Source organism: Microbispora rosea (assembly GCF_900156315.1).
GTDB classification, from domain to species: Bacteria; Actinomycetota; Actinomycetes; order Streptosporangiales; family Streptosporangiaceae; genus Microbispora; species Microbispora rosea.
Genome location: NZ_FTNI01000025.1, coordinates 91,427 through 112,340, shown reverse-complemented (window position 1 = coordinate 112,340; position 20,914 = coordinate 91,427). Strand labels below are relative to the sequence as shown.

General features: G+C 68.2%; 18 protein-coding genes and 1 tRNA gene. 8 read left to right on the top strand and 11 right to left on the bottom strand.

All coding sequences use genetic code 11. The features are described from left to right. Position 1 precedes the first annotated feature (1 nt). Positions 2-205 carry a helix-turn-helix transcriptional regulator gene (locus tag BXA11_RS29935; RefSeq protein ID WP_076439950.1) on the top strand — a complete coding sequence of 68 codons (204 nt, stop codon included), beginning with the start codon at positions 2-4 and terminating at the stop codon, positions 203-205. Between the two features lie 155 nt (positions 206-360). On the opposite strand, the gene BXA11_RS42480 is transcribed toward BXA11_RS29935, so the two are convergent. The 11 genes from BXA11_RS42480 to dnaA all read right to left on the bottom strand — a co-directional run bounded on the left by BXA11_RS42480 (position 361) and on the right by dnaA (position 15,824). Continuing rightward, positions 361-1,251, bottom strand: coding sequence for a hypothetical protein (locus BXA11_RS42480; RefSeq protein WP_143734589.1), 891 nt, complete (start codon positions 1,249-1,251; stop codon positions 361-363). A gap of 374 nt (positions 1,252-1,625) precedes the next feature. Further along, the gene (locus BXA11_RS44055) at positions 1,626-2,882 is read right to left on the bottom strand and encodes a hypothetical protein (protein WP_204053941.1); all 1,257 of its coding nucleotides are present in this window, start codon (positions 2,880-2,882) and stop codon (positions 1,626-1,628) included. Positions 2,883-3,304: 422 nt separating this feature from the next. After that, positions 3,305-3,381, bottom strand: a tRNA-Ile gene (locus BXA11_RS29925). A gap of 155 nt (positions 3,382-3,536) precedes the next feature. Beyond that, on the bottom strand, positions 3,537-4,274 hold the full coding sequence (locus BXA11_RS41595; RefSeq protein ID WP_239105220.1) for a DUF3566 domain-containing protein: 738 nt from the start codon (positions 4,272-4,274) through the stop codon (positions 3,537-3,539). Between the two features lie 217 nt (positions 4,275-4,491). Beyond that, entirely contained in the window at positions 4,492-6,993 is a 2,502-nt protein-coding gene (gyrA, locus tag BXA11_RS29915; protein ID WP_076439894.1) for a DNA gyrase subunit A, read from the bottom strand. A 29-nt stretch (positions 6,994-7,022) separates the two neighbouring features. Continuing rightward, positions 7,023-8,969, bottom strand: coding sequence for a DNA topoisomerase (ATP-hydrolyzing) subunit B (gene gyrB / locus BXA11_RS29910; protein ID WP_076439892.1), 1,947 nt, complete (start codon positions 8,967-8,969; stop codon positions 7,023-7,025). Between the two features lie 457 nt (positions 8,970-9,426). Next, on the bottom strand, positions 9,427-9,960 hold the full coding sequence (locus BXA11_RS29905) for a DciA family protein (RefSeq protein WP_030508585.1): 534 nt from the start codon (positions 9,958-9,960) through the stop codon (positions 9,427-9,429). Continuing rightward, complete coding sequence (gene recF / locus BXA11_RS29900; RefSeq protein ID WP_076439890.1) at positions 9,950-11,137, bottom strand: DNA replication/repair protein RecF; 1,188 nt, start codon at positions 11,135-11,137, stop codon at positions 9,950-9,952. The genes BXA11_RS29905 and recF overlap by 11 nt, the downstream gene beginning before the upstream one ends. Before the next feature lie 322 nt (positions 11,138-11,459). Beyond that, positions 11,460-12,404 carry a phosphogluconate dehydrogenase (NAD(+)-dependent, decarboxylating) gene (gnd, locus tag BXA11_RS29895; RefSeq protein ID WP_076439888.1) on the bottom strand — a complete coding sequence of 315 codons (945 nt, stop codon included), beginning with the start codon at positions 12,402-12,404 and terminating at the stop codon, positions 11,460-11,462. A 103-nt stretch (positions 12,405-12,507) separates the two neighbouring features. Beyond that, positions 12,508-13,647 carry a DNA polymerase III subunit beta gene (dnaN, locus tag BXA11_RS29890; protein WP_030508588.1) on the bottom strand — a complete coding sequence of 380 codons (1,140 nt, stop codon included), beginning with the start codon at positions 13,645-13,647 and terminating at the stop codon, positions 12,508-12,510. 524 nt (positions 13,648-14,171) lie between these two features. Further along, a complete protein-coding gene (gene dnaA, locus BXA11_RS29885; protein WP_076439886.1) occupies positions 14,172-15,824 on the bottom strand; it encodes a chromosomal replication initiator protein DnaA in 1,653 nt (550 codons plus the stop codon). Positions 15,825-16,259: 435 nt separating this feature from the next. Between dnaA and rpmH the strand changes: the two genes are divergently transcribed. From rpmH to BXA11_RS29850, 7 genes are all read left to right on the top strand, one after another. After that, positions 16,260-16,397, top strand: coding sequence for a 50S ribosomal protein L34 (rpmH, locus tag BXA11_RS29880; protein ID WP_015772801.1), 138 nt, complete (start codon positions 16,260-16,262; stop codon positions 16,395-16,397). Positions 16,398-16,458: 61 nt separating this feature from the next. After that, on the top strand, positions 16,459-16,836 hold the full coding sequence (rnpA, locus tag BXA11_RS29875) for a ribonuclease P protein component (RefSeq protein WP_030508590.1): 378 nt from the start codon (positions 16,459-16,461) through the stop codon (positions 16,834-16,836). Beyond that, complete coding sequence (gene yidD / locus BXA11_RS29870) at positions 16,833-17,147, top strand: membrane protein insertion efficiency factor YidD (RefSeq protein ID WP_079314210.1); 315 nt, start codon at positions 16,833-16,835, stop codon at positions 17,145-17,147. Before rnpA ends, yidD begins: the two co-directional genes overlap by 4 nt. A 4-nt stretch (positions 17,148-17,151) precedes the next feature. Then, positions 17,152-18,102: a membrane protein insertase YidC gene (yidC, locus tag BXA11_RS29865; RefSeq protein ID WP_076439884.1), complete on the top strand. Its 951-nt coding sequence runs from the start codon at positions 17,152-17,154 to the stop codon at positions 18,100-18,102. A gap of 18 nt (positions 18,103-18,120) precedes the next feature. Beyond that, the gene (locus BXA11_RS29860; protein WP_030508592.1) at positions 18,121-18,615 is read left to right on the top strand and encodes a Jag family protein; all 495 of its coding nucleotides are present in this window, start codon (positions 18,121-18,123) and stop codon (positions 18,613-18,615) included. A 189-nt stretch (positions 18,616-18,804) separates the two neighbouring features. Next, entirely contained in the window at positions 18,805-19,485 is a 681-nt protein-coding gene (gene rsmG, locus BXA11_RS29855; protein WP_030508593.1) for a 16S rRNA (guanine(527)-N(7))-methyltransferase RsmG, read from the top strand. A 322-nt stretch (positions 19,486-19,807) separates the two neighbouring features. Continuing rightward, on the top strand, positions 19,808-20,581 hold the full coding sequence (locus BXA11_RS29850; RefSeq protein ID WP_197042656.1) for a ParA family protein: 774 nt from the start codon (positions 19,808-19,810) through the stop codon (positions 20,579-20,581). Positions 20,582-20,914 lie beyond the last annotated feature (333 nt).

The following is a 20,914-nucleotide window of genomic DNA, read 5'->3' as shown; positions in this document are numbered from 1 at the left end:
CATGACCATCGAGGAGGTACGTGCCCTCCCGGCCGTCGTCCCTCTGCTGACCGCCGCCCGCGCCCTGGGTCTCAGTCGCAACACCGCCTACCGCCTGGTCAAACGCGGCGAGTTCCCCTGCCGAGTGATTCAGGCTGGCGACCTCTACAGAGTCCCCACGATCGAGATCCTCACCGTACTGGGGCTACCGGCGGCGGATAGCTGAGGACGGCGGTGCCGGGGGGAGGTCCGCGCTTCAAAGCACCCGGTCACCCCCGGCTAGGGGACGATGAGCTTGTTTACGTTGCCGTCGCCGAACTCCAGGCGACACGTGCCGCGCGGCATCACCTACTCGTACACGCGAACACGCCCGCGCGGCATCTATGTCGGTGTCACGGGCCGAGCGGTAGTGGGCATACTCGCAGCGGCCGCCCTCGAGTCGTACCCATTAGTTCGGTCGGGCAGCGGCGGAGCTCCGCGCTCGAAGTCAAGATCGAGTATTGGCATGACCTGTTCACCGATCTGATTTCCGGCGATTTCACGGAGGAACCGGACGGCAACTACCAGCAGGTAGTGGTGTTCGGGGGTAAACAGCTGACCGAAAGCGGGAGCAGTATAGCCGGAGTCCCCGAGTAGAGCGTCAAAGCACGCCAGTTCCACCGTCTGTAGCAAGGTTGACGCGACCGAGGGGTTAGCTCTGAGCCGTTGGACGAAGTCAAGATATCGCTCGACCCACGTCGGTGGATCGGCGACAAGCTCCCTGAGGCTCGCCGGTTCGAGACTCTGCCGTCGCGCGCCTGCGGCGGCGTAGCTGTCATGGATCCGGTTGACCATAAGCGCGACCAGCGCGTCGGCTTGGTCGAGTACCCGAAGGATTCGGTCGTTTTCCGGGTCTCCTAGAGTGACTGACCGCTCCACCCTGATCTGAAGTTGCTCAGGTGGTACGACATCAAGCCGTGCAGCGTCCTGCAAAGCGGCGAACAGCAACGTGACGAGCGCGTGACTAGCCAGGATTTTTGCTGTCGGCTGAGGAAGCGCTCCGCCGGACTCCACTGCCCCTTTCAGCGCGTGCAGGGCATTGATACAGCGAGTCGGGTTGGCTAGAAACGCCTCGTGACGAAGGAAACTGATGAGCTGCGACGGCAGGTGCGGCAGCGCCTTTAGGTGCGCATCTGCTCGGGTCTCAGCTGCCGCACATGCCTCTCCGTCAATGTGTGCGAACTTGCTGGGCACCCAAGCGTGGGCCGCCTCCCGCCCCTCCAGTGTGGACACGTCCAAGATTTGGACCCCTAGCGAGGCGGCCACTTCACGCCCACGACGAGTGATCGTCTGGCGGACCAGAACAGCCCGGTCAGCGCGAACGAACCGCTGAAGTCCTGCGAGCCACAGAAGTCGGTCGGGTTCACCGGCCTGTCCCTTGCCGCTCTTGCACTCTAGAATTGAGCGCGTAAGCCGGAGACGCCGATCGAAGTCAAGCGCCAGCACATCCAGGTCAGTCAGCACTCCGCGACCGGGGTCGGCGTCCACACGAACAGGCACTCGGAGACGGGCGAGTGCGCCTTCGGCGAACTCCAGTCGCGCTACCCGTCGCTCGAGGTCCGCACCGGGCGGAGGCGTACTTGGTCTTGTTGATCTCCGGTCAGCCACTAGAAGTCCCTCTTCGCCGTCGTATCGCGCAGCGCGTCGATGATCCGGCGTGCGTCGGCGTCGTCAAGCGTGACACGGCTGGCTAGCTCCGCTCGCTCCCGTTCAAGGTGGGTGTAGGAGCGCAGGTCGCCGAGGGACTCGACTCCATCGATGCTTCCGCCAACGTGTGATCCGCGGCTATCGATGATTTCGAGCGCAGCTTCCGCGACATCGGCCTGTAGCAACTGCATCGCCGCGTTTCGACCGGTGCCTACGACTCGGATGGTCCCCGCTGTCTCCAGCATGGGATAGTCCTCGGCAATCCGTTCGTGACCACCTGCCTGCCCGTCACGAATCAGCACGTACAGGAATGCTCCCGGGCTTCTGAGCTTCCAGCTCGCGAATGTCGAGGCGTAGATCATGCTGCCGACTAGCTGACGCACGTGACCCGACGGATCACCATGCGCCACGCCGAACGGATCTCGGCCCATGTGAGGCGCGAACAGGAAACGCTGCTCTGCGCCGTTCGCGGTCTGGACGACCGTCCGCTCGATCAAGCCAACGCCCACGGCGAAATCAACCCAGCGCTGCTCGGTACTCGTAACATGAGCCTCGGGTAGTCCCGGAGATGCCCCGACCTCTTCCAGGAGCGCCCCCACCTCAGTGCGTACGCGGGCATCCTCCGTCTTGAGAGCGGCAGCCGCAACCTTCTCGTTGCCGACCCAAATGTTTGGGTTGAAGACGGCCGTGCGGCCGTCATCGCCACGTACCTGGCGAACTAGGTTGATGGCCGTGAGATGCCGCAGAGCGGCTTCAGCCTCCTGCTCACCGTGAGCCGCCGCCTCGGCGAGGCACGCAGTACGTTCAAGCGGCTGCCGGGTCGTGGCTCGGAGGATGGTGAGCGCGGCTCGCTGCGTCTGGTCCGCGAGGACAATGTCCAGCAGTCGCGAGGCGCTGGCGATGAGTTCGTTCGCCGGAGGGATGAGCGCTGCAACGTTAAGAAGTTGGCCGTTGGTGTCGCGCTGACACTGGACCCACCCAAGCTGCTCAAGAGTAGGCAGTACCTCACGCTCAAGCTGTCTTGGGCCGATCTTGGCTTCGATCGCGATGGCCCGGATCCGCTCTGCCGACGATAGTTGAGACTGCCGCAGACGCCACGCGAGTTCATAGACCTGGCCGGCGAACTGCAGCGAGTCAAGGGCTGCGTGTACCGGAGATATCGAATATGCAGACAGATGCCGTGACAGGCCGAGCAGCAGCTGCGCATCGTGGATCATGGGCAGCCCTTCTGGGGGACGAAGGGATCAAGTGCGACCTTCGACAGCTTACTTTGCGCAGTATCAGGCGTCGTACGGCTTTTTGGTGATTCGACTGCGGCTCACATGATGCAGTAGTCCTCAGCCGGGCCCGCTCCCCCCAAGGCGGTCCCTGACGCAGCTCTGCCTCGCGCAGCCTGGCGAGACCCTTCCCACTTATTGATCCTGCTGGCCAGCACCGCCGAATTCTCGTCCCGCGCGGCTAGCTGAACGGGACGTGCACGCTTGCCATGCCGCCTGCCCTTCTGGAGAAGGGTACGTGCGAACTTACTTGAACTCACCGGTGCCCGCTGGTGACGGACAGCGCGACGGTCAGATGACGGTCAGACGATCAAAAGGCCAGATCCCGGATCTTGGGATCTGGCCTCTGAGCTGGTACTTCGTGGTGGGGCTACCAGGACTTGAACCTGGGACCTCTTCCTTATCAGGGAAGCGCTCTAACCGACTGAGCTATAGCCCCGCACCGCGCAACGAAGGTTACCGTATCCCGTTTCCGGTGGCGAATCCGTCGTTCCGAACGAGGAAAAGCTTACCGTCTCCGGGCCCGTGGTCGTGCCATCGAGGCGCATCCGTACGGCGGGCCGCTCGTGTGGGCGGCCTGCCGTACCGGTAGGGTCACTCGGCTTCGCTGAAGGTGACTTCGACACCGCCCACGAGGTCCGCGGAGATGTTGTAGATCACGGCACCGAGGGTGGACAGCGCGGTGATGAGCACGACGTTCAGCGCGCCCAGCAGAGCCGCGTACCCGAGGATGCGGACCGGCTCAAACCATTTCGCGATGTCGATCGTGCCGGCCCCGGCGCCACCGGCGCCGCTGGTGAGCTGGTTGACGGTGTCGGTGATCGAGGAGAAGACGCCGAGTGCCGACAGCACGCCGTACAGCACGGCGACGGCCACGAACAGCACGACGAAGCACACCAGCGACACGACGAAGCTGAACTTCATCGCCGACCACGGCTCGATCCTGCGCAGGACCAGGTGGGCCTTGCGCGGCGGGCGCACGCCGAGCTTCTTGTCCTTGTCCTTCTTGGAGGGCTCGGCCCGGTCTCCGCCCGGCCCCGGCCCGAAGCTCAGGCCGCGTACGGAACCGCCGTCCACGGAAGGACGAGCGTCCGTGGAGGGACGAGCGTTTTCCACAGGCGGACGGCCGTTGTCCACAGGGGGTGTGGACGTACCGAGGCCGGCGGGCCGGGGGTACTGCGCGGTCGCTCCACCGCCGTCAGACCTGCCGTTCTCGGACCTGCCGTTCTCGGACGCGCCGTCCGTGCCCGGCTGCCGCTTCCATGGCTGGTCGGCGGCCGAGGTCCGGATGCGCATGGTGTCGTCGGCCTTCGCCTTGTCGGCGGCGGTCACGTCATCTCCTTCGGAAGCCACCTTGGCGACGCTACCGCCATCGTGCGCCCGTGCGGTAACGCCGTTCGAAGACGACGCCGGGCGGGCGCCCGTGGGTCTCTGCTTGCCGCCCGGTGTCCGCGGTCCGCCGGTGTCACTCATGCCACGCCCTCATCTGACGGCTCGGGTGCGCATCCGCGAATCGCGCTGTGCTCAGCGCTTCGCCCGCTACGCTCGCTCATGCCTCGCCTCCTGCCCCGTTCTCCTCGGTCTCCAACGACTCGGCGTTGCGAGCGAGGGCCACAACGCTGTCACCCTCGGCCAGGTTCATCAGGCGGACGCCCATGGTCTGGCGGCCCGACTGCTTGATCTCGCCGGCGCTGGTACGGATCACCCCACCGGCAGAGGTGATCGCGAAGACCTCGTCCTCGGGACGCACCATGACGGCTCCGACCAGCTTGCCACGAGCGCTGACAATCTTCGCCGTCAGTACGCCCTTGCCGCCCCGGCCCTGGACCGGGTACTGGTCGGCGGGTGTCCGCTTCGCATACCCACCCTCGGTCGCGATCAACACGTCATCGCCGTCGCTCATGACGTTCATCGCGAGCAGTTCGTCACCGTCGACGAAGCGCATGCCGATCACACCGCTGGTGGCGCGGCCCATCGGGCGCAGCGCGTCGTCCGAGGCCGTGAACCTGATCGACTGCGCGTTCTTGGACACGAGCAGCAGGTCGTCACCCTCGGAGACGAGACGGGCGGCGATCACCTCGTCATCCTCGCGCAGATTGATAGCGATCAGGCCACCGGATCGCGGCGAATCGTATTCGGACAGCCGCGTCTTCTTCACCAGGCCGCTGCGGGTGGCCAGCACCAGGAAGGGCGCGACGTTGTAGTCCCGCAGGTCGAGGATCTCCATCACGTGCTCGTCGGGCTGCATGGCGAGCAGGTTGGCCAGGTGCTGGCCGCGGGCGTCCCGCCCCGAGTCCGGCAGCTCGTACGCCTTGAAGCGGTAGACCCGGCCCTTGTTGGTGAAGGCCAGCAGCCAGTGGTGCGTCGTGGTGACGAAGAAGTGCTCCACGATGTCGTCCTGGCGGAGCTGCGCGCCCCTGACGCCCTTGCCGCCGCGCCGCTGCGCCCGGTAGAGGTCGGTGCTCGTCCGCTTGGCGTAGCCACCGCGCGTGATCGTGACGACCACGTCCTCCTCGGCGATCAGGTCCTCGATGGACATGTCGCCCTCGTACGCGATGATCTCGGTCTTGCGCTCGTCGCCGTACTTGGAGACGATCTCCCCGAGCTCGTCCGACACGATCCGGCGCTGCCGCGGCTCGGAGGCCAGGATGTCCTGGTAGTCGGCGATCTGCGCCATCAGGCCGTCGTACTCGTCCTGGATCTGCTGCCGCTCCAGCGCGGCCAGCTTGCGCAGCTGCATGTCGAGGATGGCCTGCGCCTGGACCTGGTCGATGTCCAGCAGCGTCATCAGGCCGCCCTGCGCCTCGGCCGCCGAGGGCGACCGCCTGATCAGGGCGATGACGTCGTCGAGCCGGTCGAGCGCCTTGAGCAGGCCGCGCAGGATGTGGGCCCGCTCCTCGGCCTTGCGCAGCAGGAACCGGGTCCGCCGGACCACGACCTCGATCTGGTGCGTGATGTAGTGCCGGACGAACTGGTCGAGGCGCAGCGTCCGCGGCACACCGTCCACCAGCGCGATCATGTTCGCACCGAACGTGGTCTGGAGCTGGGTGTGCTTGTAGAGGTTGTTCAGCACGACCTTGGCGACCGCGTCGCGCTTGAGCACGATCACGAGCCGCTGGCCGGTGCGCGAGGACGTCTCGTCGCGGACGTCCGCGATCCCGGTGACCTTGCCGTCCCTGACCAGCTCGGCGATCGTGAGCGCGAGGTTGTCCGGGTTCACCTGGTACGGCAGGGCCGTGACGACCAGGCACTGCCGTCCCTTCGGGTCCTCCTCGACCTCGACGATGGCCCGCATGATGATCGAGCCGCGGCCGGTGCGGTAGGCGTCCTCGATGCCACGGCGGCCCACGATCAGCGCGCCGGTCGGGAAGTCGGGACCCTTGACCCGCGCGAGCAGCCCCTCGAGCAGTTCCTCGTCGGTGGCCTCGGGGTTGTCGAGCGCCCACTTGACGGCCTCGCCCACCTCGCGGAGGTTGTGCGGCGGGATGTTCGTCGCCATGCCGACCGCGATGCCGGCGGATCCGTTGACCAGCAGGTTCGGGAACCGCGACGGAAGGACGATCGGCTCCTGCGACCGCCCGTCGTAGTTGGGCTGGAAGTCGACGGTCTCCTTGTCGATGTCCCGGAGCATCTCCATGGCGATCGGCGCGAGACGGCACTCGGTGTACCGCATCGCGGCGGCCGGGTCGTTGCCCGGCGAGCCGAAGTTGCCCTGGCCGTCGACGAGCGGGTAACGCAGCGACCACGGCTGCGCGAGCCGTACGACGGTGTCGTAGATCGACGTGTCGCCGTGGGGGTGGTAGGAGCCCATGACGTCGCCGACGACGCGGGAGCACTTGAAGTAGCCGCGGTCGGGCCGGTAGCCGCCGTCGAACATCGCGTACAGCACGCGGCGGTGCACGGGCTTGAGGCCGTCGCGGACATCGGGCAGCGCGCGGGACACGATGACGGACATCGCGTAGTCCATGTAGCTGCGCTGCATCTCGGCCTGGATGTCGACCGGCTCGATGCGATCGGCGGGAGGCCCAGGCGGCGTGTTCACTTCCGTCACGAAAAGTCCTTCTGGTCGGCCACGCTTGCTCAGACGTCGAGGAAGCGGACGTCGCGTGCGTTGGTGATGATGAAGTTCCTGCGGGCCTCGACGTCCTCACCCATCAGCACACTGAACAGGTCGTCGGCCTGGGCGGCGTCGTCGAGGGTGACCTGGCGCAGCACCCGGGTGTCGGGGTTCATCGTGGTGTCCCACAGCTGGGCGGCGTTCATCTCGCCCAGACCCTTGAACCGCTGCACGCCGTCGTGGAGCCGGGGGTCGCGCCGGCCGCGGGCGACGCCGTCCTCGATGATCGCGTCTCGCTCCCAGTCGGAGTACGCGTACGACGCGTCCTCGCCCTTGCGGTCCCACTTGATCTTGTAGAGCGGCGGCTGGGACAGGTAGACGTGCCCGGCCTCGATCAGCGGACGCATGAAACGGAACAGCAGCGTCAGCAGCAGCGTGGTGATGTGCTGGCCGTCCACGTCGGCGTCCGCCATCAGGATCAGCTTGTGGTAGCGCAGTTTCGAGATGTCGAACTCGTCATGGACGCCGGTGCCGAGGGCCGTGATGAGCGCCTGGACCTCGTTGTTCTTGAGGACCTTGTCGATCCGGGCCTTCTCGACGTTCAGGATCTTGCCGCGGAGCGGGAGGATCGCCTGGAACTTGGGGTCGCGCCCGCCCTTGGCCGAGCCGCCGGCCGAGTCGCCCTCGACGATGAACAGCTCGCACTTCTCCGGCTCCGACCACTGGCAGTCGGCCAGCTTGCCGGGGAGGCCGCTGCCGCTCTCCAGCAGCGATTTGCGCCGGGTGAGGTCGCGGGCCTGCCGGGCCGCGATGCGGGCACGGGCCGCCTGGAGCGACTTGTTGATGATCTCCTTGGCCTCGCCCGGGTTGCGCTCGAACCAGTCGCGCAGGTGGTCGTTGCAGGCCTTCTGGACGAACGACTTCGCCTCGGTGTTGCCCAGCTTGGTCTTGGTCTGGCCCTCGAACTGCGGGTCGGCCAGCTTCACGGAGATGATCGCGGCCAGGCCCTCGCGGACGTCGTCGCCGCTGAGGTTGTCGTCCTTGCCCTCCTTGAGGAACTTCTGCTCGCGCGCGTACCGGTTGACGATGGTGGTCAGCGCCGCGCGGAAGCCCTCCTCGTGGGTGCCGCCCTCAGCCGTGTTGATCGTGTTGGCGAACGTGTAGACCGACTCGGAGTAGGAGGCGTTCCACTGCATGGCGATCTCTACCGAGATGCCGTCGCCGTGCTCCTCGAAGTCGATCACCGAGTTGTGGATCGCGTCCTTCTTGGAGTTGAGGTGCTTCACGAAGTCGGACAGGCCGCCCTCGTAGTGGTAGGTGAGCACCTTGTGCTCGCCGTCGATGATGTGGTCGGGCCGCTCGTCGGTCAGCGTGATCTTGAGACCCTTGTTGAGGAAGGCCATCTCCTGGAACCGGCGCGCCAGCGTCTCGAAGTTCCAGGCGGTCGTCTCGAAGATCGCCGGGTCCGGCCAGAAGCTGATCGTCGTGCCGTGCTCCTCGGTCGGCTCGCCCTTCTCCAGCGGCGCCGTCGGCTTGGCCGTCACGTACTTCTGCCGCCACACGTGGCCGTCGGTGCGGACCTCGACCTCCAGGCGCGTCGACAGCGCGTTGACGACCGAGGCGCCCACGCCGTGCAGGCCGCCCGAGACGGCGTACGACTTGCTGTCGAACTTGCCGCCGGCGTGCAGCACGGTGAAGACGACCTCGACGGCCGGCCTGCCCTCGGCGGCGACGATGCCCACGGGAATGCCGCGTCCGTGGTCCATCACGCGCACGCCGCCGTCGGCGAGCAGGGTGACCTCGATCAGGTCGTTGTAGCCGGCCAACGCCTCGTCGACCGCGTTGTCGACGATCTCGTAGACGAGGTGGTGCAGCCCGCGCTCACCGGTGGAGCCGATGTACATGCCAGGGCGCTTGCGGACCGCTTCCAGCCCTTCGAGAACGGTGATAGAGCTAGCGTCGTAGGACAAGTGCGAAATCCTCCTGCCGCGGACACGCGGCGGGCGACACCGTGGATTGGCTGCCCCTGCCGTGCCCGTCACCGTCGTGAGTGCCCCGATGCGCACACCCAAGGGAGATCGGCCCATGGGACCGGGGTGACGCAAACCGGACGTGTCCTTGAGTCCGTTTACATTCTACCGGTCCGACGGACATCAGGTGGCATTCACGGGGGCTGTGGTGCCCTGTCGCTTGACGATCATGTTTCTGAGCACCCCCCACACGGAACGGGGGTCGGAGCCTCAGACGCGATTTTGGGCCGGTTCGGCGCTCTTCACGGGTCGGTTCGGGCTCTGGATGCGCCGTTTCGGGCTCTGCGCGGAGCGGTTCTGCGCCCGTAACGGGGGCCGCGGACGGGCGGCGGACGGGCGGCGGACAGGCCGCGGAGGCACCGCGGAGGCACCGTGGAATGCGCCCACCGTCGCACCGTCAGCCGTACGTGTCGCCCGGCCCGCGGCTCCCGCGTACGCGCAGGCCGCCCTCCGGGCGGTGGCCCGCGCCGGGGCCGTGCACCTTGACGCGGGTCACGGTGCCGTCGCCGAGCTCCTCGTTCAACCTTCTGACCAGGGTGGGCGCGAGCAACCGGACCTGGGTCGCCCAGGCGGTCGAGTCGGCGGCGACCACCACCTCGCCGTCCTCGAAGGTCTCCGGCCGGGTGTGGGCGGCCAGCTCGGGGCCGACGATCTCCGCCCAGCGGCCGAACACCCCGCCCACCGCGACCGGCTGCTCCCAGCCCCTGGCGGCGAGCAGATCGCGGATCGCCCGGCCGAACGGCAGCGGGTCGCCGGAGTCACGCCGCGGGCCGCCCGAGCCGGAGCGGCGGCGCGGCTCGCTGCGGGGGAGCTGCCCCCGCTTCAGTGCGTCGGACTTCGCCTGCGCCAGCTTCTCCCGCGCCAGCGCAGCGCCCCGCGCGACCGAGCCCTTCGGGGACTGTCCACCGCCTGTGGATATCTCATCGGACACGGGTCACGCTCCCTTCCATGACGTCGAACCGGGCGCCGGCCAGTTCGGGAGGCACGTCGTCCGGCACCGCCGCCGTGATAAGCACCTGCTCGGCCGGGGCGACGATCTCGGTGAGCCGCCTGCGCCGCTGGCCGTCCAGCTCCGCGAAGACGTCGTCCAGGATCAGCACGGGGTCGCCGCCGTCGGCTCGCAGCAGGTCGTAGGCGGCCAGCCGCAACGCGAGGGCGAACGACCACGACTCGCCGTGGCTCGCGTAGCCCCGGGCCGGCAGCTCGCCCAGCCGCAGCAGCAGGTCGTCGCGGTGCGGGCCGACGAGAGTCACGCCGCGTTCGAGCTCGGCCTGACGCGCCTCCGCGAGGCCCGCCCGCAGGTGCTCGGCCAGTGGTTCCCAGTTTGTCCCCAGGGTGGGGATATCTGTGGATAAGCCCGACGGCCGGTATTCGAGGTCGGCGAGTCCGGACGACGGGGCGAGCGTGGCGTACGCCTTCGCCGCGAGCGGACGCAGCGCGTCCACCAGGCGCAGCCGCGCCGCCAGCAGTTCCGCGCCGTGGCGCACCAAGTGGGAGTCCCAGACCTCGAGCGTGCTCAGGACGTTCCCCGCGCCGGCGGCGGCGAAGGCCGCGTCGTCCTCCTGCCTGCGGCCGCCGCGCCGACGTCCCGCCCGCGTCGCCGCGGCCGTACGCAGGAGGGCGTTGCGCTGCTTGAGCACCCGCTCGTAGTCGGCGCGCACGCCCGCGAACCTGGGGACGCGGGCGACGAGCAGGTCGTCAAGGAAACGGCGGCGCTCGGACGGGTCGCCCTTGACCAGCGCGAGGTCCTCCGGGGCGAACAGCACGGTCCGCAGCAGGCCGAGGGCGTCGCGCGGCCGGGGGACGGGCGAGCGGTTCACCCTGGCGCGGTTGGCCCGGCCCGGGTTGATCTCGATCTCGATCAGCGCCCGGCGGTCGTCCCTGACCACCGCCGCCCGCACGATCGCCCGCTGCGCGCCGTGCCGCACGAGCGGCGCGTCGGTGGCCACGCGGTGGCTCGAATGGGTCGCGATGTAGCCGAGCGCCTCGACCAGGTTGGTCTTGCCCTGCCCGTTCGGCCCGACGAACGCCGTCGCCCCCGGTTCCAGCACGAGTTCGACCTCCGGGTATGACCGGAAGTCGGTGAGGGACAGGCTCGCCACGTGCACCCCGCCAGGCTAGTGCCCCTCCCGCCAATCCTCGCCCCGTCGCGTCGCCCAGAGCGGCACCTCGCTGCGTTGTCGCCCCACCCACGAAAACTCCTCGCAAGCTCGGACTTTCCGCGGGGCCCGAGGATGTCGGCCGCGGCGGGCTGTGGAGAAACGACGCAGTGTGGAGAAGCGGGTGGGTGCGGGGTGGTTCGTCCACAGCCTGTGGAGGAACCACGCAACCGGCCCGCGGTCAGGCAGCGTCACCTGGGGTGCGGCCCGGTATCCACATGCGTGTGGACGAAGCCGGGGCCGGGCGTGGACGCCGAGGTCCGGCCGCTGGTCAGCCCTCGGCCTCCACCGGCGGGGTGACGTCGGCGCCGGGGGCGTCGGCGCCCTTGCCGGTCTGGCCCTCGACCGAGGCGACCGCGTGCCCGCCGAACTGGTTGCGCAACGCCGCGACCATCTTCATCGCCGGGGAGTCGGTCTGGCGCGAGGAGAAGCGGGCGAACAGCGCGGCCGTGATGGCCGGCAGGGGCACCGCGTGGTCCACGGCCGCCTGGACCGTCCACCGGCCCTCGCCGGAGTCCTCCGCGTAGCCCTTCAGCTCGGTGAGGTCGCGGTCCTCCTCCAGCGCCCGCACCAGCAGGTCGAGCAGCCAGGACCGGATCACCGTGCCGTGCCGCCAGCTCTTGAACGTCTCGGGGACGTTGGTGACGACGTCGCTGGCCTCCAGCAGCTCCCAGCCCTCGGCGAAGGCCTGCATCATGCCGTACTCGATGCCGTTGTGGACCATCTTCGCGAAGTGCCCCGCGCCCACGCTGCCCGCGTGGACGAAGCCGTCCTCGCCTTCGGGCTTGAGCGTCTCGAAGATCGGCATGAGCCGGCGGATGTGCTCCTCCTCGCCGCCGGTCATCAGGGCGTAGCCGTACTCCAGCCCCCAGACACCGCCGCTGACGCCCACGTCGACGAAGCCGATGCCGTGGGTGCCGAGGTCGGCCGCGTGCCGCTGGTCGTCGAGGTAGTGCGAGTTGCCGCCGTCGATGACGATGTCACCGTCCGACAGCAGGTCGCGCAGCTGCTCGACCGTGCTCCGCGTGGGCGCCCCCGCGGGGACCATGACCCAGACCGCGCGCGGCGCCTGAAGCCTCTCGACGAGCTCCTTCAGGCTGCCGACGTCGCTGATGGAGGGATCGCGGTCGTAGCCGACGACCTCGTGGCCGCCGCGCCGCAGCCGCTCGGCCATGTTCCCGCCCATTTTGCCGAGCCCGATCATGCCGATCTGCATCTGAGCCACCCCTCAACGTCTGCGTCGTCCACGAGGCACGCGTACCCCTACGTCAGGGGTCCATGCCCGCAGGAGATCGTACGCCCGGGGTGTTCCGGCCGTGTCAGCTGGACAGGCGGATGGGCATGATGAGGTAGCGGTAGTCCTCGCTGCCCCCGTCGTCCACAGGCTTGCCGCCGGTGAGGATGGCCGGCTTGGTCGGCGTGGTGAACTGGAGCCGCGCGACGTCGGAGTCGATCGCGCCGAGGCCCTCCAGCAGGAACTGGTGGTTGAAGGCGATGTTGATCTCGTCGCCGTCGAACTCGACCGGCAGCGCCTCCACGGCCTGCGCCTCGTCTCCGCTGCCGGCCTCCAGGACGACCTCTCCGCCCCGGAAGGCCAGCCGTACGGGGGTGTTGCGCTCGGCGACGAGCGCGACGCGCTTGACGGCCTCCACGAACGAGGCTGTGGACAGGTCGGCGCGCGCAGAGAACTCGGTGGGCAGCAGCGAGCGGTATTTGGGGAACTCGGGGTCGAGCAGCCGGGTCGTCGTCCGCCGGCCGGAGCTGGAGAACCCGATCATGCCCTCGCCGGTGCCGCCGGCCGAGCTCAGTGCGATCTCGACCTCCGCGCCGGTGCCGCCCAGCGCCTTGGCGGTGTCCGCCAGCGTACGGCCGGGGATCATCGCCACGGCCTGGAAGTCGGGCTGCTCGGGCTGCCACTTGAGCTCGCGTACGGCGAGGCGGTAGCGGTCGGTGGCGGCGAGGGTCACGGTGTCGCCCTCGATCTCCATCCGTACGCCGGTGAGCATCGGGAGGGTGTCGTCCTTGCCCGCCGCGACGGCCACCTGGCCGACGGCGGAGGCGAACACGTCGCTGCCGACCCGTCCGGCGGCGGGCGGCATGGCCGGCAGGGAGGGGTAGTCCTCCACAGGCATGGTGAGAAGTGTGAACCGTGCACTGCCACAGGTGACGACGGCCTTGGCGCCGTCCACAACCAGTTCGACCGGCTGTGCGGGGAGCGCGCGCGTGATCTCGGCGAGGAGCTTGCCCGAGACGAGAACCACGCCCGGCTCTCCGGTCTGCAGGTCGAGGGTCACCTCGGCGGAGACCTCGTAGTCGAAGCCGGAGAGCTTCAGCCGCTGGTCGTCGGTCACCTCCAGCCGCATGCCGGCGAGCACCGGCACCGAGGGACGGGCCGGAAGGCTCCGTGCCGTCCACGCCACGGCCTCGGCGAGCACGTCGCGATCGATCCGGAACATCACGTGGATCAGCCTCCTGGGTGTCGCTGCTTCGTCAAGTCTTCACTCTCCCGCACCTGTGTGCCTCCAGAACCCCTTCTATGGTTCTTGAGTTCTTAGGGAGAGAGATACAAGTCGTCTTATTAGGCAGTGTGGATATGTGGATGTCGAGCATTTTCGCAGCTCAGCGGAGCTGCTTCATCCACTGCCGGTGTGGGGGAAACGTGGACGGACCCCCTGTGGACTGTGGGCGGCCCCGCTGTCCCCACACCCGTTCCCCAGCCGGAGGGCCCTCTGTCCACGAGTAATCCACGAGGTTTCCACCGGTTGTCCACGGGGTAAAAGGGACAGCTGAGTTGCGTGTGACGAGTACGCACAGGGCGTCCCCAGGTCGTCCACGAGTATTCCCCAAACCATCCCCAGGTTCTCCCCAAAGTTGTCCCCAAGTGGGGACGGCGCGTTGGCGGGCCGGAGAGGGTGGGGGTAACGCGACGGAGCCGCCGCCGAGGGCGGCATTTTTGATCCACAGAGTTATCCACAGCTGTGTACTAAGCGTTGCGTGCCCGCTGCTTGATCCGTGTCGTCAGCTCGTTGACCTGGTTGTACATCGAGCGCCGCTCGGCCATGAGCGACCGGATCTTACGCTCCGCGTGCATCACGGTCGTGTGATCGCGTCCGCCGAACTGCTGGCCGATCTTGGGCAGCGACAGGTCGGTCAGTTCGCGGGCCAGATACATGGCGATCTGGCGGGCGGTGACCAGGGCGCGCGAGCGTGAGCTTCCACACAGGTCGTCGAGCGATACACCGAAGTACTCGGCGGTTGTGGACATGATGAGGGAGATGGTGATCTCCGGGCTCGCGTCCTCGCTGATGAGGTCCTTGAGGACGATCTCGGCGAGCTGGATGTCCACAGACTGCCGGTTGAGGCTGGCGAACGCGGTGACCCTGATGAGCGCGCCCTCGAGTTCGCGGATGTTGGTCGCGATGCGGCTGGCGATGTACTCCAGCACGTCGGGCGGAGCGGCCAGGCCCTCCTGGATCGCCTTCTTGCGCAGGATCGCGATGCGGGTCTCCAGCTCGGGCGGCTGGACGTCGGTGATCAGCCCCCACTCGAACCGGTTGCGCAGCCGGTCCTCCAGCGTCACGAGCTGCTTCGGCGCCCGGTCGCTGGAGATGACGATCTGCTTGCTGGCGTTGTGGAGGGTGTTGAAGGTGTGGAAGAACTCCTCCTGCGTCTGCTCCTTGCCCTCGAGGAACTGGATGTCGTCCACGAGGAGGATGTCCACAGCCCGGAAACGGGAACGGAACCCGTCGGCCTTGTGGTCGCGGATGGAGTTGATGAAGTCGTTGGTGAACTCCTCGGAGCTCACATACCGCACCCGGGCGCCGTCGTACAGGCTCTGCGCGTAGTGGCCGATCGCGTGCAGCAGGTGGGTCTTCCCCAGCCCGGAGTCGCCGTAGATGAACAGCGGGTTGTACGCCTTGGCGGGGGCCTCGGCGACCGCGACCGCGGCGGCGTGCGCGAAGCGGTTGCTGGCGCCGATGACGAAGGTCTCGAACGTGTACTTGGCGTTCAGCCGGGCCGGCTCGCCCGAGGTACGGCCGCCGCGGGCGTCCCAGCGGTTCTGCCCGGGGCCGCCGGGCACAGGACCGGACACAGGGCCCGGCACCGGCTCGGGCTTGGGCGCGGCGGGCGGTTCGGGGGAGTAGCCGCCGTGCCGCTGCGGGTGGTCCGGCGGGGACATGTGCTGCGGAGGCTGTGGATACTGCTGGCCCTGTGGATAGTGCGGCCCGTGCGGCTCAGCCTCACGATGGATCGGGCCGTCCTCAGCTAAGGGAAAGCGCGGAGCCTGAGGACGGGGCTGTGGATAATCTGTGGACGGCGCCTGTGGGCGATGGTCGGCCGGCGGCGCCACGGAGGGGTCCGAAGCGGCGGGCAGACCGGCGCCGGGATCCACCATCACGGCGATCCGCACAGGGCGGCCGAGCTCCTGCGACAACGAGTGGACGATCAGCGGGCGCAGTCGTACCTCGATGACCTCTTTGGCGAAGTCGTTGGGGGCCGCCAGGAGAATCGTGTCGTTGATGAGGCCGGAGGGCTGCGTCATCTGGAGGAACGCGCGCTGCTGCCCCGAGACGCCCTCGTCGAGCAGGGTCCTGAGCGCCCGAGCCCATACAGCGTTGAGATCGACGCCTTCCATGGCTCGGCCCCTCCTCTCGTTACGCGGCCCCGCTCGCCCGCCGCGATCCGTGTCGTTTCTCAGTCCTGCGCGCCTCGCCGCACCGGTCCTCGTCCGGCTGCCATCCACATATGATCCACATGATGTGCACAGCCCGTGCATCCTCCCCGGGCACATTCACGCTGATGAGGGGAAGGGCCGGACGGCCGACGGTAGCGGTATGCGCAACCTGCGTTCAAGGCGTTGTCCACAGCCTAACGGCCCATGGTCGCTCGCCGTACTCGCTTGCCGTCACGTGTGCCGGTTTGACCTGACGTACGGTGGGCCCGTAACGTGTCCCGGTCGGCTAATCACGCGACGGCTATTTCGCATGCCCGCGCATCTGACGAGCCGTGACCATGGAATGTACCGCGCCCGCGGAACGCCGCGGACGTACCTGAAGCCTGGAGCCCACTCGTGAGCAAGCGTACTTACCAGCCGAACAACCGTCGCCGCGCGAAGACCCACGGCTTCCGGCTGCGCATGCGCACCCGGGCCGGCCGCGCCATCCTGGCCGCGCGCCGCCGCAAGGGCCGCGCCGAGCTGACGGTCTGACCATCAGACGCCGCCCGCCCGTGCCGAGCGGAGCGGGCGGCCATACGTCGAGGAAGGCCCGGTGCTGCCGTCCGCGTCCCGCATGCGGCGGGGTGACGAGTTCGCCGACGCGATTCGCCGTGGGCGGCGCGCCGGACGTCCGACGCTGGTCGCACACCTGAACCTGCGTGACGCCGACGAGCCACCGCTGGTCGGCTTCGTCGTGAGCAAGGCGGTCGGTGGCGCCGTCGTGCGGAACCAGGTCAGGCGCAGGTTGAGACACCTCGTGCGGAGCCGCCTGTCACTGCTGCCGAGAGGTAGCCTTCTGGTGGTACGCGCCAATCCACCGGCCGCGTCCGCGCGTAGCGAGCACCTGGCCGCCGAACTCGACGTCGCGCTGAGTCGTTTACTCCGGCGGCGCGGGTCCGATTCCCGGACCCCGACGGATGGACGGTCATGACAGCGCAGCAACCGACCCCGGCTGTGGTGCCCGGGGAGGCCGATCGGCCCGCGACCGGGCCGGTCGCTCGCGTGCTGCTCGCGATCATCCGGTTCTACCGCGCCTTCATCAGCCCGATGCTGGGGCCGAGGTGCCGGTTCGAGCCGTCCTGCAGTGCCTATGGTCTGGAAGCCGTCGCCGTTCATGGAGCGGCGCGCGGGGTATGGCTGACCGTCAGGCGAATCGGACGGTGTCACCCGTTCCATCCTGGAGGTTTCGACCCGGTGCCCCCACGCCGAGTCCGGTCTCACGACGAAACGCAAGGGAGCTAGCTCGGTGGAGCTGCCATTCCTGAATTGGCTGTATACGGCGGTGGCCTGGGTGATCACCCAGATCCACGCCGGCTACAGCACTTTCATCCCCTCCAGCAGCGGTCTCAACTGGGCGCTGACCATCATCACGCTGACCGTGCTGATGCGTCTGCTGATCTTCCCGCTCTTCATGAAGCAGATGCGCTCGTCGCGCAAGATGCAGGAGCTGGCGCCCAAGGTCCAGGAGCTGCGGAAGAAGTACAAGAACGACAAGCAGCGCATGAACCAGGAGGTCATGCGGCTGTACCAAGAGGGGGGCGCCAACCCGCTCGGGGGCTGCCTCCCGATCGTCGCGCAGTTCCCGATCTTCATCTCGATGTTCACCGTGCTGCGGGCCATCGCCGAGGACCGGGCCGTTTTCGGCATGACCAAGGAGCTGGTGAACAGCGCGCGTGCCGCGCATGTCATCGGCGCGCCACTGGCGGCGAAGTTCTTCGACAGCGCTGAGGTCATCAGGAGCCTCGGCGCCCAGCCGCTGATGACGAAGATCGTGCTCGCCTGCTTTGTGGCCGTCAGCTCGTGCACCACGTTCCTCACCGTCCGGCAGAGCGTGAAGCGCTCGGTGGCGCAGATGCCGGACAACCCCATGGCGCAGCAGCAGAAGATCCTCATGTACATCTCGCCGCTGTTCGCCGTCTTCAGCTTGAACTTCCAGCTCGGTCTGATCCTGTACTGGGTGACCACCAACCTGTGGACACTCGGCCAGCAGCACTGGTTCTACAGCCGTCACCCGATGCCGGTCGTGGACGAGAAGGGCAACATCACCACCCCCGAGCCGACGAACGGCATCTTCACCAAGTTGGTGGGAAAGCCCAAGGCGGCGGCGGAGCCTGAGCCGGAACCCGCCCCCAAGATCGTCCGTCAGCAGCCGACGCGCCAGCCCCGCAGCAAGCGCACCGGCAGCAAGAAGTCGTAGGAGAAGGAGAGTCCGGACGTGACCGAAGCTGAGGAGACCCTCAAGCCTGCTCCCGACATCGAAGCCCTGGAACAGGAGGGCGAGATCGCGGCGGACTACCTGGAGGGCCTGCTCGACATTGCCGACCTGGACGGCGACATCGACATGGACGTCGAGGGAGACCGCGCCGTGGTCTCGATCGTCGGCATCAAGGGCGACGAGCTCGTGGGCCCAGGCGGGGAGGTGCTGGAGGCGCTGCAGGAGCTGACGCGCCTGGCCGTGCACCGGCAGACGGGGGAGCGTTCGCGGCTCATGCTCGACGTGGGCGGTTATCGGGAGCGGCGCCGCGCCGAGCTCACCAAGGTGGGCGCCGCGGCGGCCGACGACGTAAAGCGCACCGGCGAGCCGAAGGCGCTCAAGCCGATGACGCCGTTCGAGCGCAAGATCGTGCACGACGCGGTCGCCGCGGCGGGCCTGCGCAGCGAGTCCGAGGGCGAGGAGCCCCGCCGCTTCGTGGTGGTCCTGCCCGCCTGATCGCTTTTCACAGTTCCGACGCGGGGAAGCCGCCGGTCCCGACTAAGGGACCGGCGGCTTTTCCGTCCTGTACGTCCCTTCCTCGCCCTTCTCCTTCGGCCGGGTCCACACCGCCGGATGTACGGCCGGCCGTCGCCGAAGGGGAAGGACGGTTACCCTTGGCCAAGAGCGTTCCTGGATGAGTGAGTGATGACGGAGAGCAACGAGCTGCCCGAGGCGCCCCCGGTGGCCCGGGAGATTTTCACCGGTGAGGCGTTGGAGCGGGCCCGGGTGTTCGCCGAGTTGCTCGCCGGGCCGGGCGTGGTGCGGGGACTGCTGGGACCGCGCGAGGTGCCCCGCATCTGGGACCGGCACCTGCTGAACTGCGCGGTCGTGGAGGAGGCGGTCCCGCCGGACTCGACTCTGATCGACATCGGCTCGGGCGCCGGCCTGCCCGGCCTTGTGCTCGCGATCGTCCGGCCCGATGTGACGGTGACGTTGCTGGAGCCGCTGCTGCGCCGCACCGTTTTCCTGTCGGAGTGCGTCGAGGCGCTCAAGCTCGACAACGTGGAGGTGCTGCGCGGGCGGGCCGAGGAGCTCGCCGGCAAGCGCGTCTTCGACGTGGCGACGGCGCGGGCGGTCGCGCCGCTCGACCGTCTGCTGTCGTGGTCGATGCCGCTGCTGCACGAGGGCGGGGAGTTGCTCGCGATGAAGGGGGAGCGGGCACAGGAGGAGCTGGACGCCGCCCGTCCCCAATTGGATTCGTTCGGCGTGAGGCACGTCGAGTTGGTCACAGTGGGGCGCGGTAGGGTCGAGCCGCCCGCGACCCTCGTTCGCGTCGTCGCCGGACGGTCTCCGCGGACGGACACGCGGAGGCGACGAAAGAGGTGAACCGGTGGCGGACGCCGGATCAGGCGGTGTGACAGCGGGTCTGGGTTGGCCGGAGACTCGGCTCCCCCTACGCTGGGAGATCGCGACAGCAGGCCGGTCCTCCGGGGTGGGCTGGCCTCGTCCCCCTGTCTCGCCGGTCGAAAGGACGACGACCGTGTCCCAGACCCCCCTTAACTCTGGCGATTCGCCGCTGGTACGAGAGGCACTGAGTTCTGTGGTTTCACGTGAAACAGCCGCCACGCCCCCGCAGGCGGCTGCGCCTTCCGTCGGTTACTCGACGCGCGACGAGGGGGCCTGGCCCCGGCCTTCCCGGTGTCGCGTGATGACGGTGGCCAACCAGAAGGGCGGCGTGGGGAAGACCACCACGGCCGTCAACCTCGCGGCGGCGTTGGCCATGCACGATCAGCGCGTTCTCGTGGTCGACCTCGACCCGCAGGGCAACGCGTCCACGGCGTTGGCGACCGAGCACCGGTCGGGGATGCCGTCGGTGTACCAGGTCCTCGTGGACGACATGCCGCTGTCGCAGATCGTGAAGCCGGTCCCCGACATGCCCAACCTGTACTGCGCTCCGGCGACACTCGACCTTGCGGGTGCGGAGATCGAACTGGTTCCGATGGTCGGCCGGGAGACCCGTCTGCGGCGGGCGCTCGCCTCGTTCGACGCGATGGAGTTCGACTACATCCTCATCGACTGCCCGCCGTCGCTGGGCCTGCTGACGGTGAACGCCATGGCGGCGGCGCAGGAGGTGCTGATTCCCATCCAGTGCGAGTACTACGCCCTGGAAGGGCTCACCCAGCTTCTGCAGAACGTGGAACTGGTGCGCGCACACCTCAACCAGACGCTGTCGATCTCGACCATCCTGCTCACGATGTACGACGGGCGCACCCGCCTCGCCTCTCAGGTGGCCGAGGAGGTTCGTTCCCACTTCGGGGACACCGTGCTCGACGCCGTCATCCCCAGGAGCGTCCGCGTCTCCGAGGCTCCCAGCTACGGCCAGTCGGTCATGACGTACGACCCGGGATCGAGCGGGGCACTGGCGTACATGGGCGCCGCTCGTGAGATCGCCTATCGCGCTGCGGCTCTCACCGGCGCCTGACGGAGCCGCGATCCTGGCGTAGGCGCCGCGGCATGGACGGCGGGAGAGACTGCGGCGTGCGGACGAGGACGTGGGCTGGGCGTCACGGCCTCCGCACACGCCGGCGTCCTGATTCGGCGCGTCACGGCTTGGGACATTCACGGCTTCGCCGGGGACGTCACTGCGCCGGGCAGAGACTCCGGTCTTCGCGAAGCCCGCTCCGGTCAACCCGCGGGGCCGCCGGGTCTGGGCGTTGGCTGCGGTCCTCGCGCCCGCCCGCCCCGCTCCGTACGCCTGACCCACACACGGGGATCTGGCGGAAGGGGTGTGCACAGCCGGATGCGTGGAGACTCA